Raw genomic sequence first — 21,294 nt, 5'->3', positions numbered from 1 at the left:
AGAGGAAGGTGCACATGCCTTGCGCGGCATATATACAGGGCGAGGCACGACATGGATCCCATTATGGAAAATAAATATCTGCGGCAAGGAGAGATGCTTGCCAACAAAGCAAAGAAAAAATTCAAACACCTGAAAAAACGTTTTGCCAAGCAGGGAATCGAGGTGTTTCGGATCTATGATTGGGATATTCCAGAGATCAGGGCAGTGGTCGACTGGTACGCAGGACACCTTGTGGTGGGAGAATACACCCGTGCCCAGTCAACACCCGAATGGCTCCCCATGATGGGGCAGGCCCTTGCCGAGGCCTTTGACGTTCCCATGGAGAAGGTCCACCTGAAGCAGCGCAAGGCAGGAAGGCAAAACGGCAAACGGTACGAGCGTATCGACCATACCGACGCCAAAATTATCATGGGGGAACGGGACCTGAAATTCTATGTCAACCCATGCGACTATGTGGACACCGGGCTCTTCTCCGACCATCGCAACACACGGCTGATGGTCCGAGAGATGGCCCAAGGGAAACATTTTCTGAATCTTTATTGCTACACAGGTGCCTTTACCTGTTACGCGGCCAAGGGAGGCGCAGCCACCACGACCAGCGTGGATCGCTCCGAAACAGCCGTCAACTGGGTTAAAGAGAACCTCAAGCTCAACGAGCTTTCCTCAGAGAGCAACGAGGTCATTCAAAAGCACACACCGGAATTTCTGGAAATTGCAAAAAAAGAAGGGCGAACCTTTGACCTCGCTGTGGTGGACCCACCATCCTACTCCACCACCATGACCACAGGCGAGGCCTTTGATATCGATAAAGACCACCCGTGGTTGCTCAACGCCGTGGTGGCCATCATGAAGCCGGGCAGCACGATTTTTTTCTCCACCAACCACCAGGATTTCACCCCCAAGCTCGATGTTCTTCCTGTCACCGGCTTCGAGGAAATCACCCACACAACCATTCCGGAAGATTACATCAGCAAACGAAAAACCATTCACCGGTGCTGGAAAATCACCGTGTGATAAACTAGGTGGAGATGCAAAAGGGACAGGCAAATTTAAATCAAACCCACTCCCATTGTTTACACGACACCTGCAGCCAACCGGTTTCAGGTGTCACTCACCCTCTTCACCACAAACAGCCCTCCGCCCCCCTCGATCACTCTGGGTATGCGCGCCCTTGTCGAGGGGGACTTATTCTTGAAACGCCGACACGTCGCCTCCACAAACGCGCGGGATCCAATCACCCCGGACTCCGTAAAATGTCGTATCCTGCCCTTCACGAGGGAGGATCCACTGATTTTGAACCCATGGGCCACTTCATTTTCCAGAATGCTCCGGGGAATGGCCCCCTTTCCCTCTTTTTCGAGGGAGCCGGCATGGTACATGTACTCCCGGTACCGGATCAGCCGATCTTCAGGGTCCTCCACACCAAAGTCCACAAACCCGAAATCAAGGGACAAAAAGCCGTCGCGATTGCCCGTCTGCGCATGATAGCCCATGGAGCACCACCTGTAGGCCTCCGGCCTTTTGACGATTCCTGCACGTACGGGATTGAGATCAATATAGGAAAGACAACGTACAACCGCTTCCCCCCTTTCCAGAATCACACTTTTGAACCGTTCCCCCCAAAGGGTCCCTTTGCGATCATACCTTTTGTTGTAAAACCGTGAAAACGTCTGTTTGATCTCTTTGATGAACTCGGACAAATTGCACCATTTGCTCCGAAAATGAGACATTTTCCCCTCAGGAAAAACCGTCTTTTCTCCGTACAGGAGGCCATAGCGATGCCTTATCTCCGCATCGGAAGCCCGCATCTCGGTATGCATGGTGACCAGCAGGTGAAAATGGTTTCCCATGACAGCGTAGCCCAGGACATCTGCAAAATAGATCGAACTGAATTTTTTGATGATATCAACCAGCGCTTCTTTTTCGATATCGCCGAAGGGCAAACCGTCTAAGGCCGTTCGTGAAATGATGTGGTACGCAGTGCTTTCGTCGGGTACTACCATTCTCAGACTTCGGGGCATTGGCACCTCCTTCATCGGATCATGGAATCGTATTGCGGGGTGATCAATTGGTGGATGGATTAAGCCCAGTCTTCTAACATACTGGAATAAAGAAACATATAGACTTCAAAGTTCTGATATTCTTATGATATACAAACCAGCATATGTCAACGCTGTTTTGCCTGTCCCTTTTTTACAACGACCAGCTGCCGCCTTGTCGTTTTCCCTTTATGGCCCCCTTGGGCATGAGTATCTTCTCAGTGAGTATCTTCTCAGGGGCGTCAGCGTCAGGGCTTCGCTTGCGCAACCAGATACACCGCAAGGCCTGACGCCAAAAGGGCTGATCAAAGGCCTCTTCACGCCACTTTTCGCCTTCCGCTACCTGTGTTTCCATGACATCCCAGGCAGCAGCATAGTCGAAGACCGGCCACCTGGCGCCTGCTTTGTAAAGGTGTTCGGGGGATGCGATCTCCAAAAGGGATTTCATCCCCTGTTCGTAATCAAACCGCTTCCAGTGAAAGCCTGCATAACAGATCTGTTCGGGATCACCGGCCCTGGTCAGGGCCTCAAGCCCCCTTGCCGCGTCAAAGGTGTTCCAGTTAAGGCCTGCAAGGTAGATATACCGGGCACCGGCCCATGAAAAAAGCGCGTCCATGCCCCGTTCATAATCAAAGCCCTTCCACATCCAGCCGCATTTATAAAGACTTTCAGCATCCCTCAACCCGATGACCGCCGTCAAGCCGTCGGCAACGTCAAAGCCTTCCCAGCGCAAGCCGGCCTTGTAAATGGCCTGTCCGTCCCCCAGCACGACCAGTCGACGAAGGCCTTCTGCCACCGAAAAGTCGCCACCGGCGGCTCCCATCTCAACAATTGATTCCGAATCGGTCAGCGTATGTAACGATTGTGGCATATGCTTTGCTCCCAAAAGCCGTGCACCCAGACGGTTTCACCAAGAGCCCGGGTGGTTGTCGTGGGTAAATAGAAAAATTTGCCTGTCCCCTTTTATTTCCGATCCAGCCTGACGACGTCGCCGAAGGGGGCGTGGAATCCCTGGGCCGTGGAGGGAAGGAGCCACAGGGTCCGCTGGTAGGGGAGCAGCCGCTCCAAGTCGTAGATCTCCCCGTCGGTGATCACCACCACCATCTCCCGATGATTAAGGAGATAACGATTAAACAGGGCAGAAAAAAAGGTGGTGCCGCTGTTTCCCGAACGGATCAGGCGCCAGTCGCCGCGCCGGTAGGTGCACACCCGCGTTTCGCTTCCCCCTTTGACAAAGCGATCGCCTTGTTTTTCCGGGACGAAAAGGGTCTCGTCGATGCACAGCAGGTTGATGCGGTACCCGTCCAGAAGGGATTCCACCGCCCCGAAAGCCTCTTCGATCTGCTCAGGTCGCGTCACCATGGAGGCGGAAAGGTCCACCACCACCGTCAACAGCTTCTTGTCCACATAGTGCCGCCCCGCCGAGTAGATCCCTTCCGTAAAATAGCGCCTGTTGAACCGGGCGGAGCTGTACTCCCACTCCCGGGACGGGGTGCCCCGGGCAACAATGGTGCGGATCTTACGCTTCAAAGGGGAGATGTCCACCTTTGCCACCTGCTGGATCAGGGTGCTGATCTCCCGGACCAGCCGCTCGTCCCGCGCCTTGACATCCTGGCCGGAGAGCGTAAGGGCCTCACGGACATTTTTCCGTATCCTCACGGCGGCCGAAGCATCTTCCATGCGATGCACCCCCGTGGGAAGCTGCTGGCCCTGGCCCGGGGAGAGGCACCACTCACCGTCCTCCGCCCTGCCCTCCTCATTCGGCGTCATGGGGGCAGGCTCCGGCTGTCCCGATTGCTCCCGGCTTTTGCTTGGCCGGAAATTCTCCTTGAGGCCTTCGGCAAAATCCCCCAGAACAGTGGGCTCATCCGTTTTCAAAAAGCGGTACACGCTCTCCCATGAAGGATCATTCTCACCGGTCTTCTCGTAAAACTCCGCCGGAATCCTTGGCAGGCCCCCGGGGAGCGTAAGCGTTGCCTCGCCTGTTGAGAAAAAGGTCCCACTGGTGGTCGTCCATCCAGGAGTTGATCACCATGTCCTGGGCCATGTTCTGAAGATACGGATGCTCATCCCTAAGCACGTGCCCGAACACCGCGTGCATCATCTCATGGACCAGGAGCCCCATGCGCTCCTCCATGGAGAGCCCCTCGATGAACACACCGTTGTACAGAAGGGTCACCCGCCCCGATCGAACGGTAAGGGCCAGGGTGGGCAGGCTGTTGTCCTCGACAAAGGAGACCAGCTGGTAAAAGTAGGAGGTAAACCGACTGCGCTTCCAAAGCTCCGTCAACAGGGGATCCCAGGGGGTCATGCCGGTACCTTCTCCCCGTCAAACACCACGTCAGTGAGCAACGAGAGAATCTCTTCCTGCTCCTGCCCCTGGGACACAGCCCGCACCGCATCGGGAATCTGAGAAAAGACGCCGCACTCCCTCAGCAGCATAAGGAAAAAGCTCACGCGGGCATCGGCTCGGGACGCCGCCACATACCGGAGCAGACACCCCAAAGGCTCCAGGAGCCCTTCATCCCCGGCCATTTTTTTCTCGCGGATGCGCGTCACCGCCCCGGACACAGCCCAGAGCAGGTCCTCAACAGGCACCTCCCCAGCTTTGAACCGGGCAAAGGCCCCGGCATCCCCGGAAAGCACCTCATGGGTGCTCAGCTGCCTGGGGGTAAGAATCTGGGTGACGAAATCCGAGGCGGCCAGCTCTCCCACCAGAGAGGCCAGGACCTTTTCCACGGCCCGGCGCCCTTCACCGGCAAGGGCTCTGTAAAGGGCGTCTTCGTCTTCCAGGCCGTAGGAGAGACACAGGGCCTGGGAGGCCTGGTGCCACCCCCTGGGGTTCGGGTGAATGGCCGCCGCATCCCAGAGCCGCTCGGGAAAACGGGAGATGTACCGGACCACCGTGGGGTGGATGCCGCTTTTGCGCGCCCAGTTCAGCCAGTGCTCGGCCAGGGGTTTCAGGTGAAAGATCCCCAGGCGACCGTCCAGGGCGCTGTCGTCAAAATCGGTGATGTGGGTGTGATCCTCCTCCCCCAGGTTACCTGCAATGACGATGACCGTCTTTTCAGGCAGCAGATGCTCCCCGCAGCGCCCCTCGGTGATCACCTGGAACAGGGTCTGAATCACCGTGGGGTGGGCCCGGTTCGCTTCGTCCAGGAACCACACAATGCCGTCAAATCCTTCAGGCACCTCTTCAGGAGGAATGAACCGGGGACGGTAATAGACCATGCGCCGGTTCTCATGGTCCGGCACCGGGTAGCCCCCCAGATCGATATTCTCCTTGAAGGCAAGCCGGGTATCGATGAAATACCGGTTCTTGCGCTCCGCCGCCTGCTTGACGATGGATGACTTGCCGATCCCCGGATGCCCCACGATTTTCACGGCATAGTTCACCTGGCCGTCAGCGTCCAGATAGCGGTCCAGAATCTCTGCCATCTCCCCTGCATCCACCTCCACCGGTCGTTTCTGCATACCCTCACTGCCTTTCTGCGGGCAGCCGTGATGCCGCCCATGCACGTCTTCTGTTCCTGCGTAACGGCCCGGGGGAAAAAGACCCATTGCACACGCCCCCAAACGCCATCAATGTTCACACGATCAGTACACCATACACCATTTAGAATAACCATTCTACCCACGATACTGCGCTGGCCGGACCGAGCTGGCTTTGACACACATCGAATCTACGTGGTAACTTAAACAGTTACGTACACCTTCCCAAAGTCCAAGGGCCTCATCCCCTTCCGGCCCACCCATCACACACCATGGAGAATGCCCCATGCACCTGAAACCCTTGCTTGCATGCCTGCTGCTGATCAGTGTGCTGCTCATGGCGGGATGCGATGATGAGTACACCGAGGATCCCGGCGGCTCCCTGGGCCCCGGCAACTGGAAACTCACCCTCTCGTACGAAGGAAAAACGCGGCCGGTCTACCTGCATGTCCCCTCAGGATACAGGGCAGGCGTCCCCCTCCCCCTGCTGCTCTCCTTCCACGGCCACCGGGACACCCCGGCGGGCCAGGCGGAAAAAGACGGGTTCCCCCACCTTGCGGACCGCGAGCCGTTTATCGTGGCCTACCCCAAAGGCTCGGGAACGCCGGGACTCCTGGGGTGGAATGCCGGTCCGGCCTGTTGCGGCCAGGCAGAGAACAACAACGTCGACGACGTGGGCTTTGCGCGGCACCTCGTGGCCCACCTCCAGACCCGCTGCGCCATCGACGCCGGCAGAATCTACGCCCATGGCCACGCCAACGGCGGTGGCATGGCCCACAGGCTGGGCCGGGAAGCCCCGGATCTCTTTGCCGCTGTCTCCGTCTCCTCCATGCCGGTCCTCGTGCCCGAGATCACACCGGACTACCCCATCCCCGTCATCCACTTCCACGGCACCTCAGACAACACCATCGCCTACTCAGGCGGCACCATTCCCCTGGAAGACGCCCCATACATGGGCGCCGAGGAGAGCTTTGCCGACTGGTGCGACAAAAACGGCTGCATCAAAGGGTCCGCCGAACTCCACTTTCACGGGGCGAGCTGGTGCACCACCACCAGTGCCTGCGACGACGGGGTCACCGTCACCCTCTGTACCCTGAAAGGCGGCGGGCACAACGCCCTCTACGAACACGGCGACATCTCTGTCAGCCAGATGTCCTGGGATTTTATGACAGGGTCCACACCATAATCCCCCAAGCGAAAAGAAGGCTTTCTGTGGTTAACGTGAGTTAATAAAAGCAGGCCTCCGTAGGCCAGGTGGGGGCACCTGGAAACCCTGTGGCGAATGCATGGAGTCAGCCATTTTGCGTGCGTTATCAATGCATTCGCATGAGGTGTGACATCTGGCAACCGCCTTCTATGGTTAAAGTCTGATGAATCACAGGGTCAAGAGGGCTCAGGAAAAAACAAAAGCAATGCCTCCGGCGGCGAGGTGTACCACCTCGAAAGCAGGTTGCGAATGAGCTTTCCCCTTCGTTCCTCAGGGAAAATCACATTCGCTATTGATTCAAATTAAACCGAATCTGTTTTTAAAACCTGTTTATTAAACTTTTTAAAAGTTTAGCCCCGGCAAGGTCGCCGGAGGCACCTTTAACCGCACCGCCTCCGGCGGCCAAAATGTATCGAACATCCAACTGTTTTCTGCGTAACAGGCATTCAACCGGAACGTTTTTGCGGAGCTTTTTTCAAAAAGCGACCCGCCGGAGGCAAGGGAACAAACACTTACTCGGGCATAAATCGTTCGGCCTGCCTTGTCACCGGATCCCTGCCGACTATTTCCCGGCCCTTCAGGGTCAGGGTCATGAGGCCCCGTTGCCTTGAGATGCTTACCACCCCCGTGTCTTCGAGGGTGATAAGGGTCCCGTCCACCGTCTTCTTCGGCAGGTTGGAGGCGTAGGCCTTTTTCAGGGAAACGGTGTAATGGGGATGAGCCGCATGGGCCAGGAGCCCTGCGGCCAGGTTCAGGTCAACCTGCTCACCCGCATTGAAAAAATACCCCAAAAGGGTTCTCAGGTAGTGGTACGTAAAATGGGGTAGCGCCAGAATAAAACCGCCTGTCATATGGGCCCTTTCCATATCGTCCTTTTGGCTGAACGGGTTGCCCCTCATCCCGAAGTCATACGATGCCCTGGGCTGGTAAAAGAACCCCGCCGCCATCAAAAGCACAAAAAAACCGCCGTAAAACGCCCAAAACCAGTCCTCCACCACCTTCTGGTCCACCTCCAGGCAAAACATCACCCCACATTTCAGTAAAATTCCGGCGCCCACATACCCCACAACAGCCAGGAGACCGCCCCACAGCAAGCCGGAAAGGGCCTCACGACGCGCAGCTTTCAAATGACCGACCAGCGCCTTTTTGATGGTTCCATGATCCATGGTGACTCCTGCCAACTCAACGGCCCTTTTTTTCAACCCGCAGCCAGAGTTGTTTTCGCCAATATTTGCCCCGGATATGTCACGTTAGTACTTCCACTTCATCAGGGCATCCATCCCCTTTTCCTCAATCTCCTGCTGCCTTTTCGCACGTTCTTTTTCCACCCCGGCAAGGAACCGGTCCACGGCCAGGGTCTCCCGGCCCAGGCTCTCCTCCAGAAACGCCACAGGAGACATCATCCGCTGCTGCGCCACGGCAAGCTCCTCCTCCAGCAACACGCCATGGCGCCTGAGGCGCCGCTCCACCTCCTCCTTGAGCCCCTGGGCCACCCGCTCTGATTCCCGGGCCACGGCCTCGTCAAAGCGCACGGCAAGGTACGCGTCCAGGTTGCTCTCCAGTTCCCAGCGCCCCTGCCCACCGTCAAAGGTCATGACCGCGCGCACCTCCAGAAAAGGAACCCGTGCCAGGGACTCTTCCAGGGCCTGGCGCAGCCAGCCCAGCCCCCCTCCGTCCCCCGTCACCGTGGCACCGGTAAGGGTCACAAGAGTCTCCACCCGGGCCTCCTGTCCCACCATCCGGTAAGCCATGCGAACGTCTGCCACCCCCTGGGTCAGATGGACGCCCGGCGCCAGGATCACCTCCTCCGCCGGAACCTCCTGGGCATGGATTATCCCCCCCTGGTCACAGGCGTCTCCGGGGCAACCGGCCCTGCCCGTCACCTTCAGCCGTCCTGACTCGGACAACGCCTGCCCCTCCAGGTCAAAGGTGAGGGCCCCCTCTCCTTGGGGCCTGCGGCTGGACAAGCCTTCTGCGGTCCCGTTCATGGAAAACGCCCCCAGATCCATGGTCACGGCAGCCCGGTCGATCCACAGTTTCGGACAAGGCCCCGCAGCCTTTAAGCCCTCATCCTCTTTCAGGGCACAGACCAGGGCCCCTAAGCTCTCCAGCCCCTCCACCGCAGGAACCGTAAGTCGGGCCAGATGATAGGAGAAGAGAGTCTCCGCCAGATCCTGTAACCCGGGCTCCCCCGGCCTGACCATGACCCGGGCTGCTTCAACGTCCCGAGCCACCCACCCGGGGTAGGCTGCGGTCCATCGCCCGAGGCGGGAGAGCTCGGCCTTGGCTGCGGCTTTCTCTTTAGCCAGCTCCTCCCCGAGGATTTTCAGCTCTTCCTTGAGGCCCTGGCCTCTCTCCGTCATCGCCGCCAGGGCCTCCATGGTCTCGGCGGCGGAGGGGTCCTCGCCATCAAGGGCTTCCGCAATGGCCTTCAGGCGTCCCTTGTAATCACGGCCCCGAAGATGCCATTGCCACCGGGCCGACCGTGCCTGCATATCGGCCCGGGCCCTGTCCACCTGTGCCGGGGTCTGAAACGACACCGCCCCCATCACCCCGCGCACCGTCTCCGAGCTTCCCCGGTCAACCGTTGCCACACCCGGCAGTTCCTTTGCCTCCTCCTCCAGCTGCCTGCGCAGCCAGAGCGACAGACGATCCGAAGGTGTTCCGGCCACAGAGGACGGGTCCGTCACCCGAGCTTTCAACCGGCGTGCGCCCCCCACCACCACCCCTCCGGTGGTCAGGCTCTCCACCTTGAGGCACCCCTTCAGCAACGGGGGCCCGGCAAGGGTAAGGCGTCCTGAACCGGTTTCCACGAGGTTCTTCCAGGGATCACGGGCATCGGCCACCACCAGCCGCTCCCAGGCAAGCTCCAGGCTGAAAGGCCCGGCCTTTACGCCTTCCACGGACACCTCGGCGCCCACCAGAGCCTCGGCACCTCGGGTGAGGGCATAATCCGCAAGGGGATTCCGGAACAGCCAGAGCAGCACCCCGGCCACGACGGGCAGGCTCACAACCGCGGCCAGTGCAATCAACCATTTTTTCATGGGGCCCCCTTCATCAGGCTGGACAAAAACAGGTATGCATACACGGCAAGTACACCGGTACGACCAGAGCACAGGTATCCTTACTTAAAAAATATGCATCATTCGCACAAAAAAGGAAAGAAGGAGGAGAAAGGCTCCCCGGCAAGGCATCGTCCCCACCGAGGGCCACGTACGTAACCGCGCACAGCAAAACGCAACAGGGCTATCAGGGGTGATAGTTGAAGTTGCTGGAGTTGTCCGTGTACAGGCCGTCCTGGGGCAGGTACGAGGGGTAGGTATGGGTGGCCTCGGCGTGAGGTTCTCCGTGCCACCATTTGTAGAGGGATTCGTTGATGTGCTCTCCCCGGTACTGAAAACTCGTGGCGACCAGCTCGTTGTAGCCTGTCACGATCTGGTACCCGAAGTGGGGACTCTCCCGATCCAGGCCGATGCGCAGGAACATGCCGTTGTGGGCGTTGCTGTTGGTGGGATTGTCGGGCACCGCCGCCATATAGCTCTCCCCGTCGGGGACCCGGTAGTCCCGGCCGAAATAGTAGTGGTCCACCAGCATGAGCATGGAGTCCCGCTGGAGGATCACCGGCACCGGCGTGCTGTTGAACTCTTTGGCCAGGTCGCTGGAGCCCTGGAGCATGGGAATCCCAACCATACGGCCCACCTGCCTCGAACGATAGGCGTTTTTCGGGCTGTACAGGCCCGTGGCCCGGCGGAAGTCCACCATGAGATCGGCCTGAAGGTCGTTGGTGCCGATGATGATGTCGGTGAGGCGACGGTCCGGGTCGTTGATGTTGTCGTATTTCAGACGAATCACCAATCCGTTGATCTCCGCCGGGTTATCCGGGCTGGCCCCCAGGCGCAGGTTGTCCAGGCTGATGTCCCAGTCCAGGTAGTTGCGGTTCTGGTAGGTTTTTTCAGAGAAGTAGAAGAGGGGAATGCCCAGCAAGGTGGCGTCGTTGTCGGCCTGAACCCCGTCCACCCACAGCTTCTGACCTGTGGAGACCTTGTATTTGGCCATAAACAGGTCGTCATCGGTCCACGGCACATACTCCGTCTCCAGCTCACCGTCTTTGAACAGCTGGTACTCCATGGCGTAGCGCTCGGGGGTCTTTTCGCCGCCGTACATCCTGTAATCGACCTTAAAGGTCCGGTGGCCGTCCACCACTTCATTTTTCTTCCACTTCTGGTTGATGCGCGGATCAAAGTCTTTCATGCCCTGGCCACCGTGTACCCCGGGGTTCATCCCCTTGCGCGTCACAAGATCCGTCTTGTCCTTGTAGTAATACCCCATGCGCACCTGGTCGGCCTCCACATAGGTCTTGATATAGGTGTCAAAAAAGATACGCACCGTGTCCTGCTCTACAGAGATGGTCACGGGCCCGGCCTGGGCGTCCACCATGGCCAGGGCCTCATCGCTCAGGGGCTCCGCTGCACCAAAAGTGACAGCCATCACCACCGCTATAAGTCGACCTGCCCTCCTCAACGCCGCCACCAACACTCTGCCTGCCCCCAATCGCCTCATGCTCTCCCCTTTCCTGACGTTACCCGTGCCTCAATTCCTGTAGATCGTGTAATCGCTGTTGATGGGGTAGGGTTCCCGGATTTGCCAGAAAGACGTGTCTTTCACCAGCCTGTCCCCGTCGTACACATTTTCGCCGATGCGGGTGCGGTACTGGTCCCATCCCGAATTCACCGGGGCCGGGGTGACCCCCAAGCTGTGGTCGCTGCTGTCCACCCATGGCCCCGGCTCGGGCCTCAGCCGGTCCATGAACTCTTCCGCCCCCCGGCCCATGGGGTTGTACTCCTGTTGCCCCGCGGGAATGTCCTGGGCCACGGGAAGCCTTCCGGCCCGGTAGGTGTACAGGTGGGGGTTCGGATCCGAGGCGCTCTCGTTCACCGCGGTCTCAAGGGCATAGGTGGTGTGCCGCCCCGGAAACTCGATATAGAGTTTTTTCACCCGCAGCCCTTCCACGATGAGGGGCCCCATGGCGTTGCCTCCCAGGTAGCCGTTGTCCCCACTGGAGTTGTACCCCACGGTCTCCTCCACACGGATGGCCCCGTGAAGGGGCATGTTGAGCACCATACACGAGGACTCGTCCAGAGATTCCTCACGGGTACGCGTCTTAAAGGAGAGGGTCATGGGGCGCTCCACGATCTCCGCATAGTCCACGCGGTCTTCGTCGGACACATAATGTATGGGAAACGCGATGCTGTATTCCTGATTATCCCAGCCGTCATCCCTCAACTCATCCGTGAGCTGGTCCCTGTGGTTTTCATGGTAGGCAATCTCCCTGTTCCCGGCCACATAGTCGGTGAACCCCACCTGCCGCAGGTTGCCGATCATGAACCGGCCGTCGTACATGTTGTTGACGGAGCGCTCGGCAGGGACCTCCGTGCTCCCCCAGGTCTCGGTCATCGCCGCATAGTCCGCAAGAAGGGCTGATTTGTCCCCGGGTCCGTACCCGTCGGAATCCCCGGTGCTGTTGGCGTACAGATCGCCCATGGAGTTCTTTTTGTAATGTCCCAGGTGGTCATAAACAGGGTCCAGCTCCTCAAAACTCTCCCTCAGATGAAACCCCTTCATCTGGAAAAAGTGAAAACCCTCCTCCGAAGGGGAGTCGATGGTCATGGACGAAAGGGAGAGGCGGAGCCCCATCTCCATGGCGATGCCCTCGCCCGAGCAATACCCGTCAATCTCGGGCATGGCGTAGAGGATCGTCCGCTGGTCGATGAGGTGAAGGTTGGAGAGGCCCAGGGCCCCCAGGGAAAAAAGGTCGCTCTCCGTGCCGTAGCGCACCTCCAGGTTGCCCTCCACCGGGCTGCCGTCAGGCCCGAGGGTCAAAAAGGGCCCGCCCAGCCCCATGGCCTCCAGCACCACCACCTGCCGGTGGGCGTCGTTGACCTGGGGCTCCTTGTCCAGGGTATGGGTTTTGGCCACGTGCACAAAATCGTCCTCCTTCCAGACATCCGTGGCAAAATAGGGCCCCGACCCCGCAGGGTAGGCAAAGGTTTCGGCCTCAATCTCCACGGTGCCTGAAACGGCAAGGGCCATGGACACATCGTTGAGGCCGAGGCTTCCGTAGGCCCCCCCATGGCCCCCCAGGGAGTCCATGTTCCCCTGGGCGATGTAGCCCATGCCATCGGTGGCGTGATGGACCACCATGTCTTCAAAGGCCAGGCGAATCCCGTTGGCGGCATGGGTCTGGGCCAGCCCTTCGTCGGACAGGGGGGTCAGGGCCTGTGCAGGCCTGACCTCCGCCAGGGAGAACCCTGCGGCCATCATCGCAAAACAAAGGAGTCGTCTTAGAATCGGGTGATTCATGGCATGAAGCCTCCGGCCGTCTGCTGTGGGAATAATGAATCAAGGTGGAACGCGATGCATTATATGAATACTTCTTCTTGTTCGCAAACATTGTTTACAATTTTTTACTTAAAAAAAGCCTCGACTTCCAAAAGGCCTTTTGTTCAAGGTTCTCCAAAGACTCATGACTGACAAGCAAACGCAACCTTTACGGTAACGCCATTACTTCCCAGGGAATATTTCAACACCGCCCTGAATGTCGGGCCATTGATAAAATGGATAAATAAGGAAACAACGCCCATGGGAAATCCGGCGACTCAGGTGCGCGCTGATGCACGCAAAAAAACCCGTCACCCTTTGCGGGGTGCGGGTTTTCGCCTGAACGCCGGAGCTCGGTTTACCGCCCGTGGCGTGAGGTGTCGTAGTTGTTGAGATACACAAGGATGGAGCCGCTCTTGGACTTTTTGCCCTTTTCCCAGGCCCAGGCAAGGACAATGCCCTCCTGTTTCAGGGCTGTCATGCGATCGGCGATGGTATCGGGAAGGACGGCCCCGTGTTCAGAGTGGAGCCCTTTGCCCACGATGAGGCGAAGGGTATAGGTTCCGACGGAAAAAGCGCGCCGCACGTAGTGTTCGGCGGTCTGATCTGCCTTGGCCGCGGTGTAGCCGTGAAGATCCAGCTGGCCCTGGGGAGCGGGGTAGCGCTTGAGTCGCTCTTTCACCGTGAGGGTACGGGCCTGCTCGAGCTTGTCCACCTTTTCGCTCAAGAGCACCTCCCCGCTCTTCTCCGACAGGGAAGAGGCCAGGAGCTCGGCAAACTCTTCGCTCTCCTCGGAGGCGGGGATCTGTCCCTGTTCCAGGATGGGAAGCCCGTGTCGGTCCCGCTGAACCTTTTTGGCCGGGGGAATCTCCTCGGGGATCACCTTTTTCCGGGCCGTGGGCACCACCCGGTCCCCTTCGCGCTGAGCCTCTTCGGCCATGAGGCTGCACAGGTCCTTCTCATCGGAGAGGACCAGAATCCCGTTGCGATTTCGTTTTTTCTGCTTTTTCCTGGGCGGGGGAGCCGTCGGCCTGGCTGGTCGGGGTTTGGGCTTTGGCTTGGGCGGGGCCGGGACCTCCTGGGGGCCCTCGTCGCAAAACAGGCTCTCCAGGTCCTCGTCGCCGGACAGTACGGAGATCCCGTGTTTTCCTTTTTTGGGGGCAGCCTTGGTCCCCTTGCCGGGTGACGGCACCTTTTTCCCGCCACCGGGTTTCTCTAAGGGAGCCGGGGGCTCCACAGCCGCAGGTTCAACCGGAGCCGTCACCTCGGCACGGGGCTTATCCACCGGTGCCTGGGGGGCTTTTCCCGTCTCTTTTTTCGTTAACAGCTGCTTCAGTTTCTCAAACATCCCCATACCCTGTGCCTTGTTTGTTGGTGTGCGTCCACGTGCCCTCCGGCCATCCCGCCGGGGCCAACTGATTAGGCTATTTTTCCCCAAAGGTCAAACCCGCGTAAAAAAAAGGGGCGGATAACCGCCCCTTATCAATGCCACCGGATCCATCGCACCGGCTGTTGCCGCATCACCCCCTGGCAGGGATAATCACCACGTCGATACGCCGGTTGCTGGCGCGCCCCTGGCGGGTCTCGTTGGAGGCAACGGGCTTGTCCTCCCCGTACCCCACGGCTGAGATCTGGTCGTCCGTCACCACGGAGTTGGCGATGAGGTAATGGCGAACCGAATCAGCCCGCTCCTTGGAGAGGCGCTTGTTGACCTTCTCACTGCCCAGGGAGTCGGTGTGGCCTTCAATGATCACCCGGCAGCCCGGAAACTCCTTGAAGGTGTCCCGCACCTTGGCCAGGAGGCCGAAGTATTTGTAGTCGATCACAGCCTTGCCGCTGGAAAAGGAGAGTCCGTAAAGACGGATGATAATCTTGTCTCCGTCCATGAGGACCTTGCCCTCTTCCGGTGTAAAGGCATCACGGATCCTCGTGATCTTCATGTGCTTCAGCCGCTCGGCCTCTTTCTGTTGTTTCAGGGCCTCTTCGGCTTCGTGCTTGCGCGCCATGAGGTCCTGCTCCAGCTTGCTCAGGCTGGCCACGGAGGTCTCCAGGTCCGTGACCTTGGCCTTCAAATCTGCAATCTCCCGGTCCTTGGCGTCATTTGACGCCTTCAGGGCCTGTACCCCGTCCAGAAGCTGCCAGGTGGCACCGCTGACGCCCCGATCAAATTTAAGCTCCATGTCCAGCCCCTCGGCGATCTTGACCAGCTGCATCTCCATGTCGATGATCACGTCTTCAAAGCTGTAATCGGCCTCCTTGAGCTTGCCCACCCGGGTATGGATGTGCTCGGTGTGGGCCAGCTCGTACTCGGCCTCCTTCACCAGGGCCACGGCTTCGGCATTGTTGTAGCGGTTCTGGTCCAGCTTCTTTTCTGCAAGGGCCACCAGCCGACGGGCCTTCTCATAGGTTTTCGGAGCGTTGTTCTTACGCCCGAGGTCCTCGAACCGTGCCAGCTTCTCCCTGGGCCCCCGCCCAGAAGGGCGTGCTTGATGGTCTCAAGCTCGGCGCCCCGGAACAGAGCCTCGGCCTCATCGGCCTGACCGCGGGCCTTGTCCACGTCGCCGTCCTCAAGGCTCCTCACGGCCCGTTGGAATTCGGCCTCCGCCTTGGACGTCAGTTTCGCGCTGTATTTTTCGGACCCGATGGAGGAGGCATCCTCCCGGGCCTTTAACACGTTTTCGAAGGTCACCTCAGCCGTCACGCACACGGCCATGGCCCGGGTAAGGTACGACTCGGCTTTCTTGAGTTCTTTTCGGATCCCGTTCAGGTTTCGTCCCTTGTTAAAATCGGTGAGGGCGTCCTGATAGGCCTCCATGGCCTCACCAAAGGCATCCGGGGCAAAAAGGTAGGCCCGCTTCTCCTTGGCCTGGACAATCATCGCCTCGGTCCCCTGGAACAGAGAGTTCCGCGTCTCATTGCCTGCAAAACCGGTTTGCCAGAAGCCGAGCACACACGCCGCCGCGACAACAGCGGCCATCCATCGAATAGCAGTCCCTCTGACAAAAACCATAACACTCCCCTTGATCCTGTATTTTGAGGTTGTTCTCGACCGGGTTTTGCAGCCGACACCTTAACCCAAGCCATATCGAATACTTACTTATGATAAACACCCGTCATGTTTCAACCCCAAAAAAAGAGATCCGTCCATCGCAAGGGCCATCCCATGACCCCAAAGGCCCTATTTTGACAGACCGATTCGGACCAAAGCAGAAGCTGCCCTGCGTTCCTCCAAACGGGATAATCAATTTTATTAAATATTTCATATAATCATCCTAAACCCAAACACGCCTTCATCCGATATTTAACCCATACACCTTATTTACCACCCTCAAACTGGAGTTCTGCGGATGTTCAGGGACATAAAACTACGCGGCAAGCTCATCCTTGCCATTTCCACCATTGCTTTTCTCTCCTACTTCATCACCATCACGGCTGTAACCTTGAAAGTTCGCAGCTCTGCCCATCACGCAGCCATCACCCAGGGCGAAGAGGTCGCCGCCCGATACAGCGCTGTCATCTCCGGGAAAATCGACGCATCCTTCAGCACGGTACGCTCCCTCTCCGAAACCATGGAGGCCTTCAAAAAGGCGGGCAGCTTCAACCCAAGGGAGGCCCTCGACCAGATCATGACCGAGGTCCTGGACAACAACCCCGAGCTCCTTGCCGTTTGGACCGCCTGGGAACCCGATGCCCTGGACGGCCTGGACGCCGCCTTTGAAAACAAGAAAGGCCACGACGCCACGGGCCGCTACGTCCCCTACTGGCACCGCACCGGAGACAGCATCGATGTCACCCCCCTGGTGAACTACGACAAGGAGGGAGACGGGGACTACTACCTCGTCCCCCTGCGCACCGGCCGAGAGACCATGACCCCGCCCTACCTCTATGAGGTTCAGGGCAGCCAGGAGTCCATCATCAGCCTCTGCGTGCCCATTCAGGTGGAAGGCACCACCGTGGGCGTCTGCGGGGTGGACCTGAGGCTCTCCATCTTTTCCGAGCTTATCAAGGGGCTGACCCCCTTCGACACGGGCTACACCTCTGTCATCGCCAACAACGGCACCTACGTGGCCCATCAGGTCAACCAGGCCAAGCACGGCCAGAACGCAGGATCTTCCGCAGACTGGGAGGCAGCCAAACAAGCCATCCAGGCAGGAGAGCCCTTTCAGTTCGAAACGGTCTCCCGGGACCTCAACACCGACATCGTCCGCATCTTCGCCCCCATCCCCTTTTCCGGCCAGGACACGCCCTGGTCCTTTCTCGTGAACATCCCCATGGCCCAGGTCATGGCCGAAGCCAACGCCATCGGCTGGCTTATCGTGGGCATCGGGGTGGCTGCCTTTGTTCTCCTCACCGCCGTGGTGATCTGGGTGGCGGGCTCCATTGCCAAGCCCCTGCGCCGAAGCGCTTCCCTGCTGGAAGAGATCGCCAAAGGGGACGGGGACCTCACCCAGAGACTGGAGGTCCAGTCCAAAGATGAGGTGGGCGAACTCTCCGGATGGTTCAACACCTTCATGGCCGATCTGCAGTCCATCATCGGAGAGGTCAAGGGCAACGCAGGGTCTGTGGACAGCTCTTCCGGTGAGCTCCTCACCATCTCAGGTGCCATGTCTTCCTCCGCCGACGAGACCCACACCCTGGCGTCCCAGGTGGGCCAGGAAGCGGGCACCATGGCCATGAACCTGGCCACCATCGCCTCGGCCATGGAACAGTCCACGGCCAACATCAACAACGTGGCCGCCTCCGCCGAGGAGATGACCGCCACCATCGGCGAGATTGCCGCAAACTCCGAAAACGCACGATCCGTATCCGACGGGGCCCTCTCCGACGCCATGGAGACCGCCGACCTCATGAACAGCCTGGGCAACGCCGTGGACGAAATCGGCAAGGTCACCGATACCATCACCGAAATCTCCGAGCAGACAAACCTGTTGGCCTTGAACGCCACCATCGAGGCGGCCCGGGCCGGGGAAGCCGGAAAAGGCTTTGCCGTGGTTGCCGGAGAGATCAAGGACCTGGCCGGCCAGACCGCCGCAGCCACCCTGGAGATTCGGGGCAACATCCACAGCGTCCAGGAGAAGACCAACGTCTCCGTGGAGAAGATCAACGCCATTTTGGGGGTGATCAAAAACGTCAATGACATCGTCTCCGGCATCGCCGCGGCCGTGGAAGAGCAGTCCGCCGCAACCAGCGAGATTTCGGCCAACATCGGCCAGGCATCGGCCGGCGTGGAGGAGGTCAACAACAACGTAGGCAACTGCGCTACAGCCGCCGATGCCATCAACCGGGACATGGGCAACCTCAACAACGCCTCCAGCGAAATCTCTGACGGCAGCCACAAGATCGAGGAGAGCGCCCGGGAACTCAAAGCCATGGCCGAGGCCTTAAACGGCCTGGTGGGACGTTTCAAGATTTAGCCTGGCGCCCTTCCCGGCAGCCATCAAAACGTAAAAAAGCCCGCAGGGTTATCCCCCTGCGGGCTTTTGTTCTTCACAAGCACCATCCCCGCCCCACGCGTATCCTCGTTGGCGGTCGTTTTCTCCCCTACCCTTCGAGCACCCGGTGGATCTCCGTAGAGAGGACCTCCACGGAAAAGGGTTTCTGGATAAACCCGTTGCACCCGGCCTCCATCATCTTTTCGGCGCGGCCCTCCAGGCTGTAGCCGCTGCAGAGAATCACCCGCACATCCGGGTTGATCTTCTTCATGGCCCGGTAGGCAATGTCCCCTCCGGCGTCGGGCATGACCACGTCCAGGAGCACCAGGTCGATCTCCTGCCACGCCTCCCTGAACACGGCAACGCACCGGCTGCTGTTCTCCGCCACCAGGCAGCGATACCCCAGGCCCTTGAGCATGGTCTTCACCACCTCCCGGATCTCCGGTTCATCGTCCACCACCAGGACCGTTCCCTCGCCGCTGTGGACCGCAAGGGGTGAGGCCTCCTCCTCCCACCGTGCCTTGGAGGTGGCGGGCAGGTGAATCGTAAAGCAGGCACCCCGGCCCTTTTCGCTGGTCACGGTGATGGCACCCTTGTGGTTCTTGACGATGCCGTACGCCGAGGCCAGGCCCAGGCCCGTGCCCCGTCCCATCTCCCGGGTGGTGAAGAAGGGGTCGAAAATCTTGCTCTGGGTCTTCTTGTCCATGCCCACGCCGGTGTCGGAGACCGCCACCGTCACATAGGCCCCGGACTTGAGGTTGAAGGCTGCGGCCAGCTTGTCGTCGAGGTCCGTCATGCCGGTCTCGATGTGAATCCTGCCACCGTCCGGCATGGCGTGGGAGGCGTTCAGGTAAAGGTTCAGGAGCACCTGCTCCATCTGGGTCCGGTCGATCTCCACGTTGGGGAGCCACTCGGCCATGGATTCGGAGATCATGATCCCTTTGCGGGTCCGACCGAACATGGAGAGGCTGCTTTTCACCACCGTGTTCACGCTCTCCGGCCGCACATGGGATCGTCCTCCCCGGGCAAAGCCCAGGAGCTGGCTGGTGAGGGCGGAGCCACTGGCCACCAGTTCCTCGATTTTGCCCCCGCGCTTGTGCACAATGTCCCCGGGACCGGTGAGGCTCATAATCAGGGAGATGTTGCCCTGGATGGCCATGAGCAGGTTGTTGATGTCGTGGGCAATGCCCCCTGCCAGGGTTCCGATGGCCTCCAGCTTCTGGGCCTGGAGGAGGTGCTGGAACAATCGGTCCTTCTCCTCTTCCACCCGGCGCCTCTCATCCAGCTCCTCTTGGAGCTTGGTGTGCATCATGGCGTTGTTCAGGGCAATGGTGGCCAGCTCCGCAAAGCGGATGAGGACCGCCATGGCCGTCTCGTCCATCTCAAAATCATCCCCGAACTGGGCAAGGCCCATGACCCCGCCCACGTTGCCCTCCAGGCGGATGGGCACGGCCACGGAGGCCCCCAGCGTCTCCAGGCCGGGGTGGCCCTTGACCCGGCCGTTCCATGTTTTGTAGTCCTCCACGTACAGGGGGCGATCCGTCTCCCACACGCGCCCCACAAGCCCCTCTCCGATGCGGGAAGGAATCTTGGGCACCTCCAGAAAGGGGCCGGAGGTGACGATGGGGTGAAGCTGACGGGTGGACTCCCTGTACTCGAAGTAGTATCCGCTCTCCATGTTCATGAGGCCCCCGGCCCGTTTGAGGAGAAGCTCCAAAAGCTCGTTGAACCCCAGCTGGCGCATGAGGTCCAGGGTGGTGTCGTGGAGGGCCTCCATAAGGGAATTTTTCACCCGGAGCTTCTCTTCGGCCTCTTTCTTTTCCGCGATCTCTCGCAGCAGGGCCCGGTTGGCCTTTCTGAGGGCGCAGGTCCGCTTGGCCACGTTCTTTTCCAGATCGACCTGCTGGGCCTCCAGCTGCTGCCAGTTCTCCACCAGCATCCCGCTGAGGGCCCCGAAGGAGAGGGAGAGTTCCCGGATCTCCGTGGTGGTGGACCCTTCGGAGATCTCGTCAATGTCCAGGCTTCCCAGCACCGTGCCCACGGGCTCCGTCTCAGCCCGCTTCCTGAGGAGCAGGAGCTTTCGGTTGAGCCGCCCCAAAGGGGCGATGCTGATGCGGATCAGAATCAGAAGGCCCGTGATCACCGTCATGAGAATGGCCGCCCCCCCGGCAAGGACATCCATGGCGCTCTTTCGGATATGTGCCGAAAGCTCCCGGGAGGAATACCCGATGCGCAGGCAGCCGATGGGCCGCCCGATATACCGCACCTTCATGCAGGTGTCGAAAACCGACTCCCCCTTGCCCCCGCGCACGACCCCCTTGTAGGCAACGGCTTCGGCCAGGGGGCGTTCGCGGACGGAGAACTCCCTGGACTGGTAACGCTCGAAGACCTCGGACCGGGGGACGTCCGCGACACACCCCGGGAGCCACCCTCCCACGCTCCTGCTGTCCGATGAAAAGAGAATCTTGCCGTCCTTGTCGTGGATGGCATAATACAGCATGTCCCCGTTGGACTGCAGGGCCATGTCCAGGGTAATCTGGATGGTTCGCCAGTTGGAGTTGTAGATGTTGTGGCTGATCCGGCGGGAGAGGTACCGTGCATCCCGCTCCATCAGCTTGTAGGTGGCCTCGGTGACCCGCTTTTTCTGGGAATAGGTCACCAGGCCGGAGGAGACAAAAACCACTGCCAGGACCAGCACACTCACCACTGCCAGAAGCTTGGTCTGCAACCGCATGTGAAACGCCAT

At 59.4% G+C, this 21,294-nt stretch carries 17 protein-coding genes; 4 read left to right on the top strand and 13 right to left on the bottom strand.

The window, feature by feature from the left end; all coding sequences use genetic code 11:
• Window positions 1–63 precede the first annotated feature (63 nt).
• Window positions 64–1,014, top strand: coding sequence for a class I SAM-dependent methyltransferase (locus tag ACOYW2_RS29285; protein ID WP_482768895.1), 951 nt, complete (start codon window positions 64–66; stop codon window positions 1,012–1,014).
• 86 nt (window positions 1,015–1,100) lie between these two features.
• Here ACOYW2_RS29285 and ACOYW2_RS29280 read toward each other — a convergent pair whose 3' ends face one another.
• On the bottom strand, window positions 1,101–1,493 hold the full coding sequence (locus tag ACOYW2_RS29280) for a hypothetical protein (protein ID WP_482768894.1): 393 nt from the start codon (window positions 1,491–1,493) through the stop codon (window positions 1,101–1,103).
• Window positions 1,494–1,778: 285 nt separating this feature from the next.
• Between ACOYW2_RS29280 and ACOYW2_RS29275 the strand changes: the two genes are divergently transcribed.
• Entirely contained in the window at window positions 1,779–1,952 is a 174-nt protein-coding gene (locus tag ACOYW2_RS29275; RefSeq protein WP_482768893.1) for a hypothetical protein, read from the top strand.
• A 241-nt stretch (window positions 1,953–2,193) separates the two neighbouring features.
• On the opposite strand, the gene ACOYW2_RS29270 is transcribed toward ACOYW2_RS29275, so the two are convergent.
• From ACOYW2_RS29270 to ACOYW2_RS29255, 4 genes are all read right to left on the bottom strand, one after another.
• A complete protein-coding gene (locus tag ACOYW2_RS29270) occupies window positions 2,194–2,910 on the bottom strand; it encodes a hypothetical protein (RefSeq protein ID WP_482768892.1) in 717 nt (238 codons plus the stop codon).
• Between the two features lie 92 nt (window positions 2,911–3,002).
• Entirely contained in the window at window positions 3,003–3,809 is an 807-nt protein-coding gene (locus ACOYW2_RS29265) for a hypothetical protein (RefSeq protein ID WP_482768891.1), read from the bottom strand.
• Window positions 3,810–3,951: 142 nt separating this feature from the next.
• Window positions 3,952–4,350, bottom strand: a complete 399-nt coding sequence (locus ACOYW2_RS29260) for a DUF2201 family putative metallopeptidase (protein ID WP_482768890.1) — start codon at window positions 4,348–4,350, stop codon at window positions 3,952–3,954.
• Window positions 4,347–5,513, bottom strand: coding sequence for an ATP-binding protein (locus ACOYW2_RS29255; protein WP_482414671.1), 1,167 nt, complete (start codon window positions 5,511–5,513; stop codon window positions 4,347–4,349). The genes ACOYW2_RS29260 and ACOYW2_RS29255 overlap by 4 nt, the downstream gene beginning before the upstream one ends.
• Window positions 5,514–5,817: 304 nt before the next feature.
• Between ACOYW2_RS29255 and ACOYW2_RS29250 the strand changes: the two genes are divergently transcribed.
• Window positions 5,818–6,717 carry a CE1 family esterase gene (locus ACOYW2_RS29250; protein ID WP_482768889.1) on the top strand — a complete coding sequence of 300 codons (900 nt, stop codon included), beginning with the start codon at window positions 5,818–5,820 and terminating at the stop codon, window positions 6,715–6,717.
• 533 nt (window positions 6,718–7,250) lie between these two features.
• On the opposite strand, the gene ACOYW2_RS29245 is transcribed toward ACOYW2_RS29250, so the two are convergent.
• The 7 genes from ACOYW2_RS29245 to ACOYW2_RS29215 all read right to left on the bottom strand — a co-directional run bounded on the left by ACOYW2_RS29245 (window position 7,251) and on the right by ACOYW2_RS29215 (window position 16,126).
• Window positions 7,251–7,904, bottom strand: coding sequence for a hypothetical protein (locus ACOYW2_RS29245; protein ID WP_482768888.1), 654 nt, complete (start codon window positions 7,902–7,904; stop codon window positions 7,251–7,253).
• 84 nt (window positions 7,905–7,988) lie between these two features.
• A complete protein-coding gene (locus ACOYW2_RS29240; protein WP_482768887.1) occupies window positions 7,989–9,782 on the bottom strand; it encodes a hypothetical protein in 1,794 nt (597 codons plus the stop codon).
• Between the two features lie 205 nt (window positions 9,783–9,987).
• Entirely contained in the window at window positions 9,988–11,226 is a 1,239-nt protein-coding gene (locus ACOYW2_RS29235) for a hypothetical protein (RefSeq protein ID WP_482768886.1), read from the bottom strand.
• A gap of 102 nt (window positions 11,227–11,328) precedes the next feature.
• Window positions 11,329–13,098 (bottom strand): hypothetical protein, encoded by a 1,770-nt coding sequence (locus ACOYW2_RS29230; RefSeq protein WP_482768885.1) that lies wholly within the window; start codon window positions 13,096–13,098, stop codon window positions 11,329–11,331.
• Window positions 13,099–13,474: 376 nt separating this feature from the next.
• Window positions 13,475–14,464 carry a Smr/MutS family protein gene (locus ACOYW2_RS29225; protein WP_482768884.1) on the bottom strand — a complete coding sequence of 330 codons (990 nt, stop codon included), beginning with the start codon at window positions 14,462–14,464 and terminating at the stop codon, window positions 13,475–13,477.
• A gap of 172 nt (window positions 14,465–14,636) precedes the next feature.
• Window positions 14,637–15,500, bottom strand: a complete 864-nt coding sequence (locus tag ACOYW2_RS29220; protein WP_482421104.1) for an OmpA family protein — start codon at window positions 15,498–15,500, stop codon at window positions 14,637–14,639.
• Entirely contained in the window at window positions 15,434–16,126 is a 693-nt protein-coding gene (locus tag ACOYW2_RS29215) for a hypothetical protein (protein WP_482768883.1), read from the bottom strand. Before ACOYW2_RS29215 ends, ACOYW2_RS29220 begins: the two co-directional genes overlap by 67 nt.
• 337 nt (window positions 16,127–16,463) lie before the next feature.
• Between ACOYW2_RS29215 and ACOYW2_RS29210 the strand changes: the two genes are divergently transcribed.
• Complete coding sequence (locus ACOYW2_RS29210; protein WP_482768882.1) at window positions 16,464–18,530, top strand: methyl-accepting chemotaxis protein; 2,067 nt, start codon at window positions 16,464–16,466, stop codon at window positions 18,528–18,530.
• Window positions 18,531–18,657: 127 nt separating this feature from the next.
• Here ACOYW2_RS29210 and ACOYW2_RS29205 read toward each other — a convergent pair whose 3' ends face one another.
• Complete coding sequence (locus tag ACOYW2_RS29205; protein ID WP_482768881.1) at window positions 18,658–21,294, bottom strand: hybrid sensor histidine kinase/response regulator; 2,637 nt, start codon at window positions 21,292–21,294, stop codon at window positions 18,658–18,660.

The organism is Desulfoluna sp. CLI2B (genome assembly GCF_056847375.1).
The sequence above is the reverse complement of the archived record's forward strand: the minus strand, read 5'-3'. Positions and strand labels throughout refer to the sequence as shown.